At 57.8% G+C, this 17,526-nt stretch carries 10 protein-coding genes; all 10 read left to right on the plus strand.

The features are described from left to right. Window positions 1–1,391: 1,391 nt before the first annotated feature. The 10 genes from LHW45_09680 (at window position 1,392) to LHW45_09725 (ending at window position 17,356) form a co-directional block, all read left to right on the plus strand. On the plus strand, window positions 1,392–4,613 hold the full coding sequence (locus tag LHW45_09680; protein ID MCB5285840.1) for a hypothetical protein: 3,222 nt from the start codon (window positions 1,392–1,394) through the stop codon (window positions 4,611–4,613). Then, window positions 4,610–6,334, plus strand: coding sequence for a tetratricopeptide repeat protein (locus LHW45_09685; GenBank protein MCB5285841.1), 1,725 nt, complete (start codon window positions 4,610–4,612; stop codon window positions 6,332–6,334). The genes LHW45_09680 and LHW45_09685 overlap by 4 nt, the downstream gene beginning before the upstream one ends. Before the next feature lie 106 nt (window positions 6,335–6,440). Next, window positions 6,441–7,625, plus strand: coding sequence for a type III PLP-dependent enzyme (locus tag LHW45_09690; protein MCB5285842.1), 1,185 nt, complete (start codon window positions 6,441–6,443; stop codon window positions 7,623–7,625). Window positions 7,626–7,634: 9 nt separating this feature from the next. Beyond that, window positions 7,635–8,723, plus strand: a complete 1,089-nt coding sequence (locus LHW45_09695; protein ID MCB5285843.1) for an Ldh family oxidoreductase — start codon at window positions 7,635–7,637, stop codon at window positions 8,721–8,723. Window positions 8,724–8,766: 43 nt separating this feature from the next. Continuing rightward, a complete protein-coding gene (locus LHW45_09700) occupies window positions 8,767–9,897 on the plus strand; it encodes a hypothetical protein (GenBank protein ID MCB5285844.1) in 1,131 nt (376 codons plus the stop codon). A gap of 753 nt (window positions 9,898–10,650) precedes the next feature. Then, on the plus strand, window positions 10,651–11,274 hold the full coding sequence (locus LHW45_09705) for a TetR/AcrR family transcriptional regulator (GenBank protein MCB5285845.1): 624 nt from the start codon (window positions 10,651–10,653) through the stop codon (window positions 11,272–11,274). A 94-nt stretch (window positions 11,275–11,368) separates the two neighbouring features. Continuing rightward, window positions 11,369–12,565: a pyridoxal phosphate-dependent aminotransferase gene (locus tag LHW45_09710; protein ID MCB5285846.1), complete on the plus strand. Its 1,197-nt coding sequence runs from the start codon at window positions 11,369–11,371 to the stop codon at window positions 12,563–12,565. 25 nt (window positions 12,566–12,590) lie between these two features. Then, window positions 12,591–13,523 carry a sugar ABC transporter permease gene (locus tag LHW45_09715; GenBank protein ID MCB5285847.1) on the plus strand — a complete coding sequence of 311 codons (933 nt, stop codon included), beginning with the start codon at window positions 12,591–12,593 and terminating at the stop codon, window positions 13,521–13,523. 10 nt (window positions 13,524–13,533) lie between these two features. Beyond that, window positions 13,534–14,529 carry a carbohydrate ABC transporter permease gene (locus LHW45_09720; GenBank protein ID MCB5285848.1) on the plus strand — a complete coding sequence of 332 codons (996 nt, stop codon included), beginning with the start codon at window positions 13,534–13,536 and terminating at the stop codon, window positions 14,527–14,529. Between the two features lie 16 nt (window positions 14,530–14,545). Then, window positions 14,546–17,356 (plus strand): DUF2723 domain-containing protein, encoded by a 2,811-nt coding sequence (locus LHW45_09725; protein ID MCB5285849.1) that lies wholly within the window; start codon window positions 14,546–14,548, stop codon window positions 17,354–17,356. Window positions 17,357–17,526 lie beyond the last annotated feature (170 nt).

A 17,526-nucleotide genomic window follows, 5' to 3' on the forward strand; every position in this document is an offset into this window, starting at 1 on the left:
ATAGAGTGACAAAATATGAGCCTATCTATTTTGTCAAGAATTATTTGCAGATTTCAAAAACTACTTTTTGATCCTAAATGCTCTTACTTTTTCACCAGACCCTGAGGATTATGTGCAAAGGTCTTATGGTATAGGTTTGTTAAAACATCTCAAAATCAGGGTTGTAAAAAGTGAAGTTAGGGCTCCTGCGATTCGATTAACTTGTTATCCAGCAAAAGCTTGTTAAAACGCAAGCTTGCGTAAGCAATGTATATTCCGTAACTTGTTCTGCAGCATAGGGTTGTTAAAAAGTAAGAAAAAATCCCTATTATCTATTATTCCTCGACTGAATTCTCTGCTGAATATAGAGAAATTTCCTTACTTTTTAACAACCTACTGCAGGATATGGAATTACAGCGCAAGAAAGGCGCAAGGAAGCGCAAGGAAACGCAAAAAGCATGACATTTGTATTTAACACATTGGCGACAGCCAAGACGGAAGGCGGTGGCTTCAGCCACCGCTCTCCTTCAGGAGCGGTGATAGAGACGATCTCCGGCGGTTTCAACCGCCGGCTGACGCCCAGGTCCACCCGTAGCCGGTGAAAAGGCCGTAAACGCGCCCTCCGGAGGCCGTGGAGGGCATTTTACCCGGTGTTCAGGCCGGTGCTTGAAATCACCGGACATCGTCTTTATTTCCTGGCAGGCGATTGGGACGGTGGCTGAAGCCACCGCCTTCCGTCTTTGCAGGACGGTTCCGGACGGTATGTGGAAACCAGAGCAACAGCCTTCCTTTGCAGGTCGGTTCCGGACGGTATATGGTGGCTAAAGGTACCGCCTGGATTCTCGTACCAAGTACAACCGGTTTCCTGGCGTGAAGAGACGGGATACAGCCCTTCTCTATTCTCAGGGCCTCTTCCCGTTCCACCACGCTCCGTTGAAGCCCAACTCATGGCCAGGCAATCACTGGCTTCGGGCATGGCCTGGGCATCACTTCCACATGGACTGGGCATCCACCCTCAGGAAGGGATCGGGATAACTGGTTCAATTGAGCTGAAAAAACTGGTGGATCCCCCTTTCCCGTCTCCCATTCACATCCCCTTCACTTCCCGCTGAGTTCCCGCCTGTCAAGTGGGAACTAAGCGGGAGGTTACCGGGATGTGAGTAGGCTGAGGCTAAGAGCGATACCAGCCCGATTACCCCAAAAAACCTCCCGCGACCCGCAATCCTGCCAGCTTCTTTCCCGCGGCCTCCATTAATAGTGGGTAACAAAGGCGCCACCGGTCAAGCCAAAAATCACCAAACGCTCCATCCGCGAATTCCTCCGGCCCGCAGATAGAAATCACACCCCCAGCCAAATTGTGATTGACGAAAACTGGCGCCTGCAGAATTGATGCATGGTACAGGAAAGACCGAATGAACGAATTTCTGAGCAAGCTGCATAACTTCAAGCGGGGCTTGAACCTGCGGATCCTGGCGCGGGCGCTGGTGATCGCGCTGGTCTGCCTCGTGGTGGGTTTGCACGCTTACTTTCTGGTGTGGCTGCACACCCCCGCGCAGTCACCAACGCTGGTTTACCTGAATTACACGCTCAAGGCGCTGCTGGCTGGCCTCACCCTGTTCCTGTTCTACAAAGGCATCCGCGGGTTTTACGACAACCGCGCCGCCGCCCGCTGGCTGGACCGGCAGACCACGCACGAGGACGACCTCTATCAAAACCTCTGGGAACTGAAGCAGCAAAAGGAAAGCGAGCCGGTTTTGGACGCTTTGGCGGGACAGGCGCAAAAGCGCCTCAAAGCATCAGACTACCGCCTGCCCAAACTGTTCCAGCCCAACCAGGGGTGGCTGATCCTCTTTGTGCTGGCGGGCATCGGCAGCGTCTGGGCCCTGGGCTGGAATGAGTTTCGCTACGCCATGAACCAGTTCCGGGCGGTGCAGGCGGACGCGATCGAATACAAAAAAACCGTCGAGCTCAGCCCCGGCAATGTGACCATCGGCAAAGGCCAGCAGCTGCTGATCAAGGTGGTGGAGCCGGATACCCGATTGAACCACCGGCTGTTCTACCGCTGGGACAAACAGTGGCGCGAACTGGGGATGACGGACAACAGCTACAGCTTTCCCGCGCTGGAATACAGCCTTGAATACTATGTGAAAAACGAAGTGGCCACCAGCCCCGTTTACAAGGCGGTTTGCCTGGATGAGCCCTTCGCGCGGAGCTGGTCGGTTTTCTACAAACCCCCAGCTTACACCGGCCTCGGCAGCCGCACCGACAGCCTCAGCTACGGCAACATCGAGGCTTACAAACACACGGAGGTGATCCTCTCCCTGGGCACGAACATCCCCGTGGAAACAGCCGTGATGCGCTTTTCCGACGGGAGTTCGCAAGCTTTGCAGCGGGTGGAGGAAACCTCCTTCAGCGGCCGGATAACCGTGACCACGCCCAAAACCTGGTATCTGGAGCTCACCGACGCCCTGGGCCGCAAATCCAGGCCGGAAGAGAAAACGATCAGCGTGATCCCGGACAACGCCCCGGAGATCCGCATCATCTATCCCGGCGAGGACGTGCTGCTGGACCAGAGCCTGCTGCTGCCGCTGATCATCACCGCCAGCGACGATTTTGGCCTGCGCGAGCTGAGCCTCCACCATCAGATCAACGACCGCCCCGCCCAGCAAACCGTGCTGCGCTCCCTCATCGGCTCCAAGCTCTTCACGCTGGACCACACGCTGGACATGAAAGGCTTCGGCCTGTTGCCGGGCGACACCGTTACCTACTGGGCGCAGGTTTGGGACAACTCGCCGGACCGCCAGAGCGCGCAATCCGCCAAATTCAAAGCCCGCTTCCCCTCCATCGAGGAGATCTACCGCGAGATCGAACGCCAGGCCCAAAACAGCACCCGGGACCTCGAGAACACGCTGCGGGAATCGCGCGATCTGCAAAAGGATTTTGAGCAGAAGCGCCGCGAACTGCTGAAGGAAGACAAGCTGGAGTGGGAGGACAAAAAACAGCTGGAAAACATGCTGGACGCGCAGCAGCAGCTTACGGAACAGGTGGAGAACGTGGCTGCCGATTTTCAGCAGCTGATCGACCAGATGCAGCGCAACGACGCGGTTTCCACGGAGACCCTGCAGAAAATGCAGAAGATCCAGGAACTGATGGAAGAGATCAGCACCGACGAACTGCGCGAGGCAATGAGCAAATTTGAGCAGGCGCTGCTGAACGTGAAGCCGGAAGACCTGCGCAAGGCGCTGGAAAACATGAAATTTTCCATGGAGGATTTCAGCAAGAAAATAGACCAGACCCTCGCCCTGCTGGAAAGCATCAAGAAGGAACAGGCGCTGGACAAGGCTTTGCAGATCTCCAAAGAAATGGAGCAGATGCAGACCGCCCTGCAGGAAAAGACCGGCGATCCCAAACAGAACGCCGACCGCCTGGCCCAGGAACAGGAAAACATCAGCGAAAAATTTGACAACCTGCAACAAGCCCTGGAAGAGGCCGACAAATTGCTGGACCCCTCCAAAGACAAACAGCTGAAGCAGGAAATGAGCGACCTCAAGCAGGACATGAAAAGCGGCCAGCTGCAGAAAAACATGCAGCAGAGCCAGCAGCAGTTGCAGCAGAACCAACGCGCCCAGGCCAGCCAAGCGCAATCCCAGGCGCTGGAAAAGATGCGCCAGTACACTCGCCGGCTGGGCGAGATGAAAAACTCCATGGGCGGCGGGAGCATGCAGGAAGTGACCTCCGCGATGCAGAAGGCCATCCGCGAACTGCTGATCTTTTCCAAACAGCACGAGGAACTGCGCGGCCGCTACGCCAACGACCCCTACCCCATCGTGAGCGACCTCATCGCCCAGTATGAGGGCGTGCAGGTCTCTCTGAACCGGCTGTTCAGCGTTCCCCAGGTAACCATGTTTTTGCCGCCGAAATTCTATATCGACCTCACCGATGCCAACCGCGGCTACCGCGACGTCTTCGTCAACGTGAACGAAATGCAGTACGCGCAGATCCCGGCCCAGCTGGAAAACATCCAGAAAGGGCTGAACCTGATGATCTACGACCTCATGCAGGCGCTGAACAACCCCTCCATGGGCTCCGGCGGCGGAGGCGGGATGCAATCGCTGATGCAGATGCTGGGGCAGATGGGCCAGGAACAGATGGCGCTGAACATGCTTTCGGAACAGCTGATGATGCAGCTGCAGCAACAGGGCGGACGCGTGAATGCCGGGATGCAGCAGCAGATGCAAAAGCTGGCCTCAGACCAGGAGCGTTTGGCCGAAAACCTGAAACGCGCGCTGCAAAACAATCCTGAGGCCCAGAAACAGGGCAACGCCATCAAACAGATCATCGAGGAAGCGGAGGCGATCTCACGCCAGCTGCGCAACAACCAGCTCTCCCAGGACCTCCTGAACCGCCAGGAAAACATCGTTTCCCGCCTCCTGGACGCCCAGCGCAGCATCAACAAACGCGACCAGAGCGAACGCCGCCAGGCCCAAAGCGCCGATCCCGCCACGCGGGGAGCCGACGTGAACACGGATTACGACACCCTGCGCCGCAAAGCCATGCTGGAGGATTCGTACCGCCTCTTCCCCGCTTCCTACCAGCAGGTGATCCTCAAATACCTCAAGCTGCTCAACGAATGAAGAAGTTCCTGCTGCCGCTTTTCGCCCTGCTGCTGCTAATGCCGCTTTCCGCGCAGTACAACGAGCGTGACATCCTTACCCAGCAGGCCTTTCAGATGCTGGGGCAGCGCCAGTACGCGGAGGCGGAAAAGATCTTTATGCAAGTGCTGGACAAATACCCGGACGACGCCAACAGCGTGCTGCAGCTGCTCAACATCTATTTCCAGACCTCGCAGCTGGACAAGGCGGACGATCTGCTGCGCCAGTACCGCCGCGTTTTGCCGGCCAATAAGGCCACGGAACAGGAGATATTGCTGCTGGTGATGCAGGGCAGGCCCGACGAGGCCTGGGCCCTGGGCCAGACGCAGCTGGCCCGCACAGCTTACTCCGAAAACACCTACCGGCTGCTGGCTTCCTATTTCGAGCGCCGGGGCTTTTTCGAACACGTTTTGCGGCTCTACGAGGACGCCCGGGGCCGCCGCGGCAATCCGGACCTCTTCCGGCTGGAAATCGCCAACGCCGCGCTGAACTATCGCCTGTTCGATCAGGCCCTCACCGAATATCTGACCTTCCTGGAGCAAAACCCGGCCAACCTCTATTTTGTGAACAACCAGTGCAAAACCATTCTCAAAGAGGACCCCAGCCGCATCGCCACCATCGGGGAGTTCGCAAACACCAGCGCCAATCCCATCATCAGGGAACTATACGCCAACGCGCTGCTCTCGCAGAATCGCGCCCCGGAGGCTTTGGAGGTGTATATAAACCTGCCGCCGGAACGCCTGCTGAGCTTTGCCGAACAGCAATACGCCGCCCTCAACGACGAGGTGGCCCTGCCCGCCTTCGAGCATCTGGCCGGCATCAGCGCGGACACCCTGGAAAGGAATGATCACCTTCTGCGCCAGGCCTACATCCACTTCCGCGGCGGACGCCATGCCGCCACCGACAGCCTGCTGCGCGCCGTGATCGCTGATTCGCTGATGCTGGAGCGGCAGAACTACCAGCGCAAAGGCATGAACCTGAACGCCCGCAAGCTGATGGCGGAAAACAGCCTCGCCCTGACCAGCAACACCCAGGCCGCCAAAAGCTGGTATGAAGAAGCGCGCAAATTTTGCGGCAACAGCTATGACCGCCAGAACATCGACCTCGCCCTGGTGCGCCTGCAGATCATCGACCAGGACTACGAAACCGCCCTGGCCCTGCTGCGCGGCGTGAACGAGCCCAAGCACCTGGAAACCCGGGATTATCTGCGCTTCAGCGTGGAACTGCTGCGCGGCAACACAGACATCGCGGACAGCCTGATGAACGAATATGTGATCCGTTGGCCCGGTGGGGTTTACGTGAACGATGCCATCTACCAGATGATGTTCGTGCTGGGCCTCAGCGGAGACGACCTGGACAAGTTCCACCTGGCCAGCCGGCTGATGCTGCTGGGCGATCCCGCCGCCGTGGATACCCTGGCCGCGGTTTTCGCTTCCAACCAGGACGAGGAGCTGCTCAGCCTGGCGGTGGAATGGGCCATCCTGCTGGCCGAACCGGACAAAGCGCTGCAGCTTTTGGAGCATGAGTGGCAGGACCCCGTGAGCGCGGAATACGCCGCCCTTCTGCGGCTGAAACTAAGCACGGAGGAAGAGGCCACGCAGCGCTTTGCCAGAGACTTTCTAACCGCAAACCCCGGCAGCATCTTCGCGCCAAAATTCCGGATGAGCCTCACCCGCACCGGTTACAGCCGGCCGGATTTCTGAGCCGCGCGCGTCCAGACCGGCTTTGCGCCAGGCTTGGGCAAGAAAGGTTGACACATTTTGACCCGCGGAATTATTGAACACCATCAACTGAACAGAGGACTTCCCAATGTATAAAGAGCCGTATAGCTTCAACGTTGCCCGCTACATGGAGCCGGAGCGTTTCGCCCGTTTCCGCGAGTTTGCCCGCACCCAGGACAGCCCGCTGCTGATCGTTGACCCGGACATCATCAAAGCCAAATATCTGGAGCTGCAGCTCAGCATCCCCAATCTGCAGATCTATTACGCCGTGAAAGCCAATCCCATGAACGACGTGATCCGCTTGCTGGATGCCCTGGGATCGAACTTCGATGTGGCCTCGGTCAATGAGCTGAAACAGCTGCTTCAGCTGGGCATCGAACCGAAAAAAATGAGCTTCGGCAACACCATAAAAAAGGCCAGGGACATCCGCTATTTCCACGAGCAGGGTGTGCCCATGTTCGTTACGGACAGCGAATACGACCTGCACCGCATCGCGGAGAACGCGCCCGGCGCCAAGGTCTATTTCCGCCTGCTCACGGAAGGAACCGGGGCCGACTGGCCGCTTTCGAGAAAGTTCGGGGCCCATCCGGACGTGATCTACAACCTCATCCTCAAAGCCCCGGAACTGGGCCTGGTTCCCTGGGGAGTATCTTTCCACGTGGGTTCCCAGCAGCGCGACATCGGGCAGTGGGACGACGCCATCTCCCGCGCCAAATACATCTTCGACGCCGTGCTGGAAGAGGGCATCGAACTGCAGATGATCAACCTCGGCGGCGGCTATCCCGCCAGCTATGTGGACCCGGCCTATTCCATCGATGAATACAGCGCCGAGATCATGCGCTTCATCGAAGAGGATTTTGGCGAGCACATCCCGCAGTTGGTGATGGAGCCGGGGCGCTCGCTGGTGGCGGACGCCGGCGTGATGGTGGCCGAGGTGGTGAACATCGCCTCCAAGGCCAAGAACAACCTCTACAAATGGGTGTTTCTGGACGTGGGCAAATTCGGCGGCCTCATCGAGACCATCGACGAATCTATCAAATTTCCCATCTACTTTGAACGCGAAGGCCTGGCCGACGAGATCATCCTGGCGGGCCCCACCTGCGACAGCATGGACATCATGTACGAATATTACAAGTACCACATGCCGGAAACAACCCAGCCCGGCGACCGCGTCTACATCTTCACCACCGGGGCCTACACCCAGAGCTATTCCTCGGTGAATTTCAACGGCTTTTCGCCTCTGCGGGCGCTGATGCTGCCCCCAGCCCAATAGGAGAAGACCATGAAACGCCTGCCAGTGGAAACCCTGAAAGCCTTCATGGAAGAGGTTTTCATCCGCATCGGAGTGCCGGCGGAGGACGCCCGCATCTGCTCCGACATCCTCATCACCAGCGATCTGCGCGGCATCGAATCGCACGGGATCGGCCGCCTCAAGATGTATTACGACCGCATCCGCGCCGGCATCCAAAGCCCGCTCACCCACATCGAAGTTGTGCGCGACAGAGCCGCGACAGCCGTTTGGGACGGTAATCACGGCATGGGCCACGTGATCGGGTTCCGAGCCATGGAAACTGCGATCGCCAAAGCCCGCCAGTTCGGCCTGGGGGCCGTGGCGGTGCGGAACAGCACCCATTTCGGGATCTGCGGCTACTACGCCAAAATGGCCTGCGAAGCGGACATGATCGGCCTAAATTTCACCAACGCGCGCCCCTCCGTTTGCCCCACCCACGGCGTGCAACCCCTGCTGGGCACCAATCCCATCTGCTTCGGGGCCCCCACCGATCTGGATTTCCCCTTCATCTACGACGCCGCCACCTCCATCAGCCAGCGCGGCAAGATCGAGCAATATGCCCGTGAGGAAAAACCCACCCCCTCCGGCTGGGCCATCGATCTGGAGGGAAATTCCCACACGGAGACGAACCAACTGCTGGTGGACCTGGTGAAGCAAACCGCGTCCCTGCTGCCCATTGGCGGAAAGGACGAACTCTCCGGCAGCCACAAGGGTTACGGGCTCTCCACCCTGGTGGAGATCCTCTGCGCCGCGCTGCAAAACGGCAGTTTCCTCAATCAGCTGCTGGGGAAAACCGAAGACGGCAAACCCGCCCCTTACCGGCTGGGACACTTCTTCCTGGCCATCAACATCGATTTCTTCACCGACTTGGCGGAATTCAGGAAGACCAGCGGCGCCATCTGCCGCGAACTGCAGAATTCCCGCCGGATGCCTGGCCGCGACCGCATCTGGGTGGCCGGCGAAAAGGAACATGACCTGGAACTCGAGGTCCGCCGGCTGGGCGTGCCCGTGATCCCCAATCTGCAAAAGGACATCGAGACCATGCAGCGCGAGCTGGGGCTGGATCCGCTGGATCTCTGAACCCGACCGCCCTACCTCTAACCATACTTACAGGATGTTTATCATGTGTAAAACTTTTATCAGCCTCGTTATGCTCAGCCTTGTCTGCCTGCTGGGCGCCCTGGAATTCACCCTCGACGGCGAAGCCCGCACCCGGGCGGTGATGTACTATGCCGATGAACACGATGAAGCCGGCAGCCACATCGACAGTAAACTTTGGCTGGGAACCAACCTGAGCGTCAACCCAGACCTCAATCTCCGCCTCAATCTGCAGTTCGGCGACGTGGTTTGGGGCAGCACCACCGGCGGCCAGGCCGGAGGCGGCATCAGCGCCGGCATCCCCGTCACCGCCTACGAACTTTATGTGGATTACCGCATCCAGGCCATCCGGTCCAACGTCCGGGTGGGCCAGCAATACTGGGCGGATCACCGTTCCCTGATGCTCGACGACTCCTTCAGCGGTGTCACCTTCAGCTCCGACGACGTGCTGGGCCTGCAAACCACCCTCGGCTGGATCAAGCAGGTGGAGGGTGACCGCCATCTGGCCGGCGACGACGTGAACAGCTTCCTGCTGAGCGCGCGGGGCAAGGTTTGGGGCTTGCAGGCCTTCTACACCATGAACGAAGCCGACAGCGCTGGAGCCTCCACCGACATCATCACGGCCCTGCCCTATCTGGCTTGGGATCTGAAACCTTTGAACATCGACCTCACCGGCATCCTGCAGCATTCCATTTCCCCCACCGCGAATGACCTCGACTATGGCGCGGCAGCCAGGATCAGCGCGGAGCTCAAGCCGGTGGAACTGGGCCTGGACGCCCTCTGGTACGCCAACGAGGACCCTCAGAACAACTACGCTCTCTCCCAGTATTACATGAACAAACTCTACATCTTTGGTGTGGGCCAGCACTTCGACGGCTGGGTGGGCTGGGACCAAGTGAACTGGTATTGGGGCCAGACAGACGCTCCGGACATGTATCTGGGCACCGTGGGCTTTGCCAATGTCGCCCTGGCCAAAAACCTCGGTCTCTTCGCCGCCGGCGGCCTGGTGCTGAAAACCGGCTGGGAAGCCAACGCCGGTCTGGAACTGGATCTCGGCAATTTCCAACTGGCCGCCTACAGCGCTTACGGCCAGCATCAAGGGGCCGCCAGGCCCAGCTATCTGATCGGCTCCACCCTCAAAGCCTCTTTCTATTGATCAGGCGCATCATCCGACCTTGTTTCCGGGACCTCCCAGCCCCGGTATTTTTTGGCTACCTTTCAAATCGAGTGGGTGGAGTGATCGGCTGGATACAGACTTTCCACCGCCCTCTCCCGCTCCGTCTTTCCGGCCGGTGAAGCTGGAGTCGAGCGAGTCACGAGCATCGACTCCAGCAGAGCCAGACCCGGAATCCAGACGGTCCGGGTAATGCCATCAGAGGGTGTCGATACAGACTGCGTCTGTAGCGACCCCGCCTGGACTGGCTATTCCCGCAAGGGCTGGATTCCGTCTCTTCGCGCCGGAGGCGCTCCGTTCCGGAATGACGTGGGTTTGATTCTGGTGGATGAGGGTTCTGCTGTAGTTGATGCTCCTGCGTCGTTCGACTCCAGCGGAGTGGAAGATGCTTATATCCGTAAATCCGTTCAATCAGTAAATCCGTATGAAAGTTGAATACCCCGGTTCTGCTGTAGTTGATGCTCCAGCGTCGCTCGACTCCAGCGGGCTTTTCCGAAATGACGCATCGATACTTGTTGGGTTAAAATACTTCCGTCATATTGTCACTCAACCCACTCGGTTTGAAAGAGAGCTTTTTTTATTTACCCAGCGCTGCACAGGCAGAAGCCGGCAAAATTGACAACGATGTATCCATATGCGGAAAAAAGAGCTTACGTATCCAGAATGAATATTTGTCTTGACAGGATTTGGCAATGTCAGATTCTTTGTTCATAGAATTAACAGCGAGGAATGAACATGCTCCAGCTTTATCCCAAAGCACGCAAAAAATCGGTTTCCCCGGTGGATTACCGGCTCAAGATCCTGGTATCCGCCATCAAGGTTTTTTCCCAGAAAGGCTTCGCGAAAACCACCATGTCCGACGTGGCCAACAATGCCAGGGTTGGCGTGGGCACGCTTTACAACTATTTTCGCAACAAGGATGACCTGCTGCTGCAGTGCATGAAAAAGACGATCGAGGACGAGATCGAACAGATCAAGGTGGAGAGTGAAAAGCTGGCCGATCCCTTCGAGAAGCTTGAGTATTTCCTGCACGAACACAGGCTGCTGATGGAAAGCAAGCCCTACATCGCCCGCTTTCTGATCATCGAACTGCGCCAGAGCGAAGGTTTTTACAAACGCAATCCCTCCTACAACCCCATGCAGTACTATCTGGACTTCATCAGCGGGATCTTTGCCGAGGGCGTGGCCCAGGGCAGGATCCGCGACGTCGATCCGCAGGTGATGGCCCTCTCCATCCTGGGCACCATCGACATGCTGCTCACCCAGTGGCTGATCCACGGCCGGGATTACGACATCGAAGCCGTCTGGAACAAATACCGGGACATCGTGGGCTACGGACTGGAAAAAACCAAAGCCTGACCGCATCGCAGACCTCAAGCCTCCGGCGCAAGATTTTCCTTGTCAAATGACGTCGCGCCGTAAAGATGGGAAAAAAAGCCCAAAGGATCTTACAATGAAGCTTTCGCAACGGGCGCTGGACATCCAGGCCTCACCCATCCGCAAGCTGATGCCGCACGCGGTGGCCACCAAACAGCGCGGCCTGAAGGTTTATCAGCTCAACATCGGCCAGCCGGACATCCCCACCCCCCAGCCGATGCTGGACGCCTATCACTCTTTCTCGGAAAAAGTGCTGGCCTACGGGCCTTCCCAGGGACTGGATGCCTACCGGCACGGACTGGTGGAATACTACGCCAAACAGAACATCCCCCTGAAGGAAAACCAGATCATCGTGACCACCGCCGGTTCGGAAGCCGTGACCTTTGCCATGATGGTGGTGGCCGCAGCCGGCGACGAGATCATTGTGCCGGAACCCTTTTACACCAACTACAACGGCTTTGCCACCATGGCCGGGATCAACATCCGCCCGCTGCTCACCCTGGCCGAGACTGGTTATCAGCTGCCCGGCGACGCGGCGATCGAGGCCCTGATCACGCCACGCACCAAGGCGATAATGATCTGCAATCCGGGCAATCCCACCGGCACGGTCTATTCGCGGGAAGACGTCTTCCGCCTGGGCGCGCTGGCCAAAAAGCACGGCCTGTTCGTGATCTCGGACGAAGTTTACCGCGAGTTCATCTATGAAGGCTTTCAGCACACCAGCATCCTGCATGTGCCGGGGCTGGAAGAGCAGGCGGTGATGGTGGACAGCGTTTCCAAGCGCTACAGCGCCTGCGGGGCCCGCATCGGCTGCATCGCCTCGCGAAATCAGGCTTTGATGGACGCCACGCTGAAATTCGCCCAGGCCCGGCTCTGCCCCCCCACGGTGGACCAGCTGGCCGCCCTGGCCTGCGTGCCTTTGGGCGCCGACTTTTTCCGGCCCCTCATTGCCGAATACCAGGCCCGCCGCGATCTGGTCTTCAACGCCTTGATGGAGATCCCCGGCGTGGTCTGCGTGAAACCCCAGGGCGCTTTTTACATCCTGGTGAAGCTACCTGTGGATGATTGCGAACAGTTCATCGTGTGGATGCTGGATGAGTTCAACCTCGACGGCGAAACGGTGATGGGCGCCCCCGGCGAAGGGTTCTATGCCACTCCGGGGCTGGGACGCAACGAAATGCGCCTGGCCTACGTGCTGAACGAAACCGAGCTGCACAAGGCGATGCGGATCTTCGCCCGCGGCTTTGAGGAATACCAAAAACTGCAGACCTGAACCTTTATAAACCCAAGGCGGTGTAATGAAAACCAAGCGCAAGATCGAGCCCTACCTCTATCTGCTGCCCGCATTGTTGCTGTTGCTGCTGTTTCGCTTCATCCCCATCATCATGTCCTTTGTGATCAGCTTTTTCCAGTTTGGGGTTACCGACATCGGCAAATTCCTGGGCTTTGCAAACTACGACCGGCTGCTGTCCGACAAGGAATTCTGGACCTCGATGATGAACACCCTCTGGCTGGTGCTGATCGCCGTTCCGGCCAGCATCATCCTGCCGCTGATCTTTGCCCAGATGCTCAATCAGATCAAATGGCTGAAAGGCTTTTTCCGCACCATCTATTTCATGCCCTTCGTCACCTCGCTGGTGGCGGTTTCGATCGTGTGGAAGATCATTTTCTCGGAGCAGGCGGGCCTGGCCAACACCACCCTGCAATGGCTGGGAATGAAGCCGCAGCTTTGGCTGGCAGAGCCGCGCGGCATTTTCACCCTGCTCTTCGAAAGCATGGGGGTAAGCCTCCCCGCCTGGATGGGCGGGCCTTCGCTGGCGCTGTTTTCCATCATCATCATGACGGTCTGGAAAAGCCTGGGCTACAACACCATCATCTACCTGGCCGGCCTGCAGAACATCTCCAAGGCCTATTACGAGGCCGCGGACATCGACGGCGCCGGCAAGCTGCGCCAGTTCTTCAAGATCACCGTACCCCTCATCTCGCCCACCACCTTCTACGTGCTGCTGATGACCACCATCGTCAGCTTCCAGACCTTCGCCCAGATCTACATGATGACGGACAAGGGCGGGCCACTGGGCACCACCAAGCTGATCGTCTATTACATCTACGAAAAAGGCTTCGACAAGCTGGACATGGGCTATGCCAGCGCCGCCTCCATCATCCTGTTCATCGTGATCCTGGGCCTCACGCTGCTGCAGCGCCGCCTGGAAAAAAACGTCAATTACTGAGGATGCCAAAATGAGAAACGCGCTTGGTTCCACCCTTATCTACCTGTTTCTGGTGATCTTCGGTTTCACGATGATCGTGCCCTTCATCTGGATGCTTTCCACCTCGCTGATGACCCAGAGCGAATTCAACAAGAACGATTCCATTTTCATTCCCAAAGAGGAATACCACGTTTGGAAGGATGGCGACACCGAGCACAAGGTGATCCTGGTGCAAACCGAAGGGCAGAAAGCCGTGATCCACGTGCTGGACGCCGACGGCCAGATCTCGCCCGAATTTGGGGAATACAAAGAGGTGCCGGCCGACGCGGTGAAACTGGTGCGCAAGAAACCCAGCTTCCACTTCGACAACTTCGTGAAGGCTTTCAAAAAAGTGCCCTTCGCCACCTATTTCGCCAACACCCTCTTCGTTTCCATCCTTACCCTCGCGGGGGTGCTGGTCACCTCGGTGCTGGCCGCCTATGCCTTTGCCCGCATGGATTTCAAGGGCAAGGACCTCATCTTTTACCTCTTCCTGAGCATGATGATGGTGCCGGAGCCGATCTACATCATCTCCTCCTACATCATGCTGGATAAATTCAACTGGCTGGATACCTACAACGCCCTGATCATACCCTGGTGCGTGAACATCTTCACCATCTTCCTCTTCCGCCAGCACTTCAAATCGCTGCCCCAGGAGCTCTTCGACGCCGCCTCCATCGATGGTTGCAGCACCTTCGGGATGCTCACGCGGATCATCCTGCCCCTCTCCAAGGGCGTGATCGCCACCGCCGCCGTCTTTTCCCTCATCGGCAGCTGGAATAGTTTCATGTGGCCCCTGGTGATGACGGACCGGCCCGAACTGCGGGTTTTGCAGGTGGGATTGAGCTATTTCAACCAGGAGGCGTCCACCCAGACGACCCTGCTGATGGCGGCCTCCACCTTCAGCATCCTGCCCATCCTGATCATCTTCTTCCTCGCGCAGAAACAGATCATCGCCAGCTACGCCAAAGCCGGCCTCAAAGATTGACACGGAGTTTAAACCCATGAGTAAAAGCAAAGTCGACGTCCGCCACATCAAGCGGCAGATCCAGAAAAGCGAAGCCACCAAAAAGGGAAAGCCCGACTATCAGGTTCCCGCCAAAGCCGAGGTCCTGGACGATTTCCAGTACCGGCCCCAACCTCTGCAAAACCCCAAAGCCAACCTCATCGTGGCTTGGGCGGTGTTCGCCATCGCCCTGATCGTCTATCTGCTCACCCAGGCCCGCACCACCTCCTTCTGGGACAGCGGCGAGTACGCCACCTGCATCAGCAGCCTGGGCGTGCCCCATCCCCCCGGAAACCCTTTCTACATCCTCTTTGGCAGGGCTTTGGCCGTTCTTCTCGGCGGCATTTTCTCCCATGCCTGGATCGCCGCCTTCATCTCCGGGCTGTTCAGCGCCTTTGCCGTGATGTTCACCTATTTGATCACAGTGCAGCTCACCAGCATGTTCCGGATCAAGGATTGGGAAGCCATGTTTGCCGGAGTGGTGGCCGCGCTGCTGACCGCCTTTTCCTTCACCTTCTGGATGAATGCCGTGGAGGCCGAGGTCTATGCCGGGCTGTCCTTCTTTGTCACCATCATCATCTGGCTTACGCTTTGGTGGGTGCAGCACTCGCGGGATTTCCACCATCAGAACGTGCTGCTGCTGATCGTTTACCTCTTCTTCCTGGGCTTTGGCGTGCACCAAACCGCCCTGCAGATAGCCCCCGCCATCCTCTTCATCGTGGTCTGGCCGCTGCTGGCACAGGGCTCCAAAAAAAGCGGCTTCTGGTACAAGTTCTTCGGTTACGGGATCGCCCTGATCCTCAGTTACCTCATTTTCGGCGCCATCGGCAACAGCATGGGCATGGATTCCCTGGACCAGCTAGGCCTGATGCTCTGCATCATTGCCCTGATGGTGGTGGAACTGCGCGAGGTCTTTGCCAGACGCCTCTGGCTGCTCGGCCTCCTGCTGGTGGTGGTGGGCATCTCCTCCCACCTCTACATACCCATCCGCGCAGCGGACAAACCTTTCATCAACCTTGGCGATCCCAGCACCACCCAACGTTTTCAGGAATACATCCAGCGCAAGCAGTACAAAGCCGAAACCGAAACTTCGATGTTCGACCGCCGCGGGGCTTTTGTCAAGCACCAGCTGGGCTTCCACTTCCTGCGCTATTTCGGCTGGCAGTGGTTCAAACAGGACTCCGTGATCCGCGCCACCAAGCTGCCGCAGCTGGTGGTGAACATCTTTGCCGGCCTGTTCGTGGCATTTCTGGGCCTCTTTGGCGCCGTTTTCCACTACCGCAAAAACAAACACAGCTTCTTCTACCTGCTGGCCATCATGCTCTGCGTTACCCTGCTGATGGTCTTTGTGATGAACCTTTCAGACGAGGAGGTGCGTGACCGCGACTACTTCTTCGTGGTGGCCTACAACATGTGGGCCATCTGGATGGGCATTGGCGCGCTGGCCTTGCTCAGCCTCTTCCGGGACAAGGCGCTGCGGACAGCCATCGTCGCCCTGATGCTGCTGCTGCCCCTGCTCAATCTGGCCGTCCAGTATCGCGAACACGACCGCTCCCGGGAATTCATCGCCCTGGATTACGGTGTCAACTTCCTCAATTCCGTGGAGGAAAACGCCATCATCTTCACCAACGGCGACAACGACACCTATCCCCTCTGGTATGCCCAAACCGTGAAAGACCCCCATGCCAAAGAGCACCTCCACGCGGCCCGTGACCTCTTCCCCACCCAGGCTTCGAGCGCCGCCCTCGCCCAGGCCGCGAAGTACAAAAGCACCCGCCTCAAAGGCATCCGCCAGGACGTCACCATCGCCAACCTCTCCCTGCTGAACACGTCCTGGTATGTGCGCCAGCTGCGGGACCAGGAAGGCGTGAACATCAGCTGGAGCGAGGAAGAGATCAGCTCCCTGGACGACAGGACCGGAGGCTATATCTCCTACCTGGCCAGGGATTCCGTCACCTATGACGCCGGCGATCCCCAGGGAACTCAGAAGTTCACCGTGAAATACGCCCAGAGCCGGGAAGAGAGCGATCAAACCGGAGCTTTCATGCCCCTCCGCGCCTCCGATTTCTCCGTGCTGCAGATCGTGAAGGACAACTTCGGCAAGCGCCCCATCTACTTCGCCGTCACCTGCGAATCGAACGTGGGCTTCGACGAATACCTGCGCAGCGAAGGCATGGTCTCCCGCGTCACCCACATCAAGTCCGCCACCGGCAGGGAGGCCGTGGACCTGCCCCGCCTGCTCACCAACATCGACAAGGTTTACCAGTACCGCTCCATCGACGACTCCAGGGTCTTCAAAGACGACAACATGACGCGCCTGATCTCCAACTACGGCTCCGGCTATTCCCGTGCCGCATTGGAATTCACCCGTGCCGGCAAGTTCGAACAGGCCCTCGCCTACGCCAACAAAGCCAAAAAATTCATCGACGGCGAACTCCGCCTCACGGAGTTTTGGGTGAACTACTACGCCGGCACAGGCCAGATCGCCAAGCTGGACGAATTCGTCGATAAAAACATCCTGCCCCATACGGACGCCGTGCGCATCTACAACAGCTATGTGCTGAACACCATGGCCACGGAATATCCGCGCTATTTCCCCCGCTACATGAAGAAACTGCTGCTGGCCTTCCCCAACGAGATGGACCTGGCCCAGCTGGCCGTCTATTATGGCTACAACAACGACCTGATGCCCCAGGTGCAAAACACGCTCGATTCCCTGATGGCCGAAAACAAACTTGGCTACAATCTGCAAGACCTGAACAACTATCTGGGCATGGGAGAGGAGGAAGCTGGCGCCGACAGCTTCTGAGCTTTCGCCAAATTCTTGATACGGGGACCAGCTGCCGCTGGTCCAGGCTGCTGACAAAGGCCGTTTTTTCAGAACGGATTTGGACAAAACATTGAAGAATCCAGAAGATCAGCCAGGAAAGTACCGGAATTTCGGGATTATTTGCATAAATGACCGCAGATGGCAAAGAA

This window comes from Candidatus Cloacimonadota bacterium, assembly GCA_020532085.1.
Lineage (GTDB): Bacteria > Cloacimonadota > Cloacimonadia > Cloacimonadales > Cloacimonadaceae > Syntrophosphaera.

Bases quoted from the DNA above. Each gene is read 5' to 3' on its own strand.
- LHW45_09680 (MCB5285840.1), top strand. From the start codon at position 1,392: ATGAACGAATTTCTGAGCAAGCTGCATAACTTCAAGCGGGGCTTGAAC.
- LHW45_09685 (MCB5285841.1), top strand. From the start codon at position 4,610: ATGAAGAAGTTCCTGCTGCCGCTTTTCGCCCTGCTGCTGCTAATGCCG.
- LHW45_09690 (MCB5285842.1), top strand. From the start codon at position 6,441: ATGTATAAAGAGCCGTATAGCTTCAACGTTGCCCGCTACATGGAGCCG.
- LHW45_09695 (MCB5285843.1), top strand. From the start codon at position 7,635: ATGAAACGCCTGCCAGTGGAAACCCTGAAAGCCTTCATGGAAGAGGTT.
- LHW45_09700 (MCB5285844.1), top strand. From the start codon at position 8,767: ATGTGTAAAACTTTTATCAGCCTCGTTATGCTCAGCCTTGTCTGCCTG.
- LHW45_09705 (MCB5285845.1), top strand. From the start codon at position 10,651: ATGCTCCAGCTTTATCCCAAAGCACGCAAAAAATCGGTTTCCCCGGTG.
- LHW45_09710 (MCB5285846.1), top strand. From the start codon at position 11,369: ATGAAGCTTTCGCAACGGGCGCTGGACATCCAGGCCTCACCCATCCGC.
- LHW45_09715 (MCB5285847.1), top strand. From the start codon at position 12,591: ATGAAAACCAAGCGCAAGATCGAGCCCTACCTCTATCTGCTGCCCGCA.
- LHW45_09720 (MCB5285848.1), top strand. From the start codon at position 13,534: ATGAGAAACGCGCTTGGTTCCACCCTTATCTACCTGTTTCTGGTGATC.
- LHW45_09725 (MCB5285849.1), top strand. From the start codon at position 14,546: ATGAGTAAAAGCAAAGTCGACGTCCGCCACATCAAGCGGCAGATCCAG.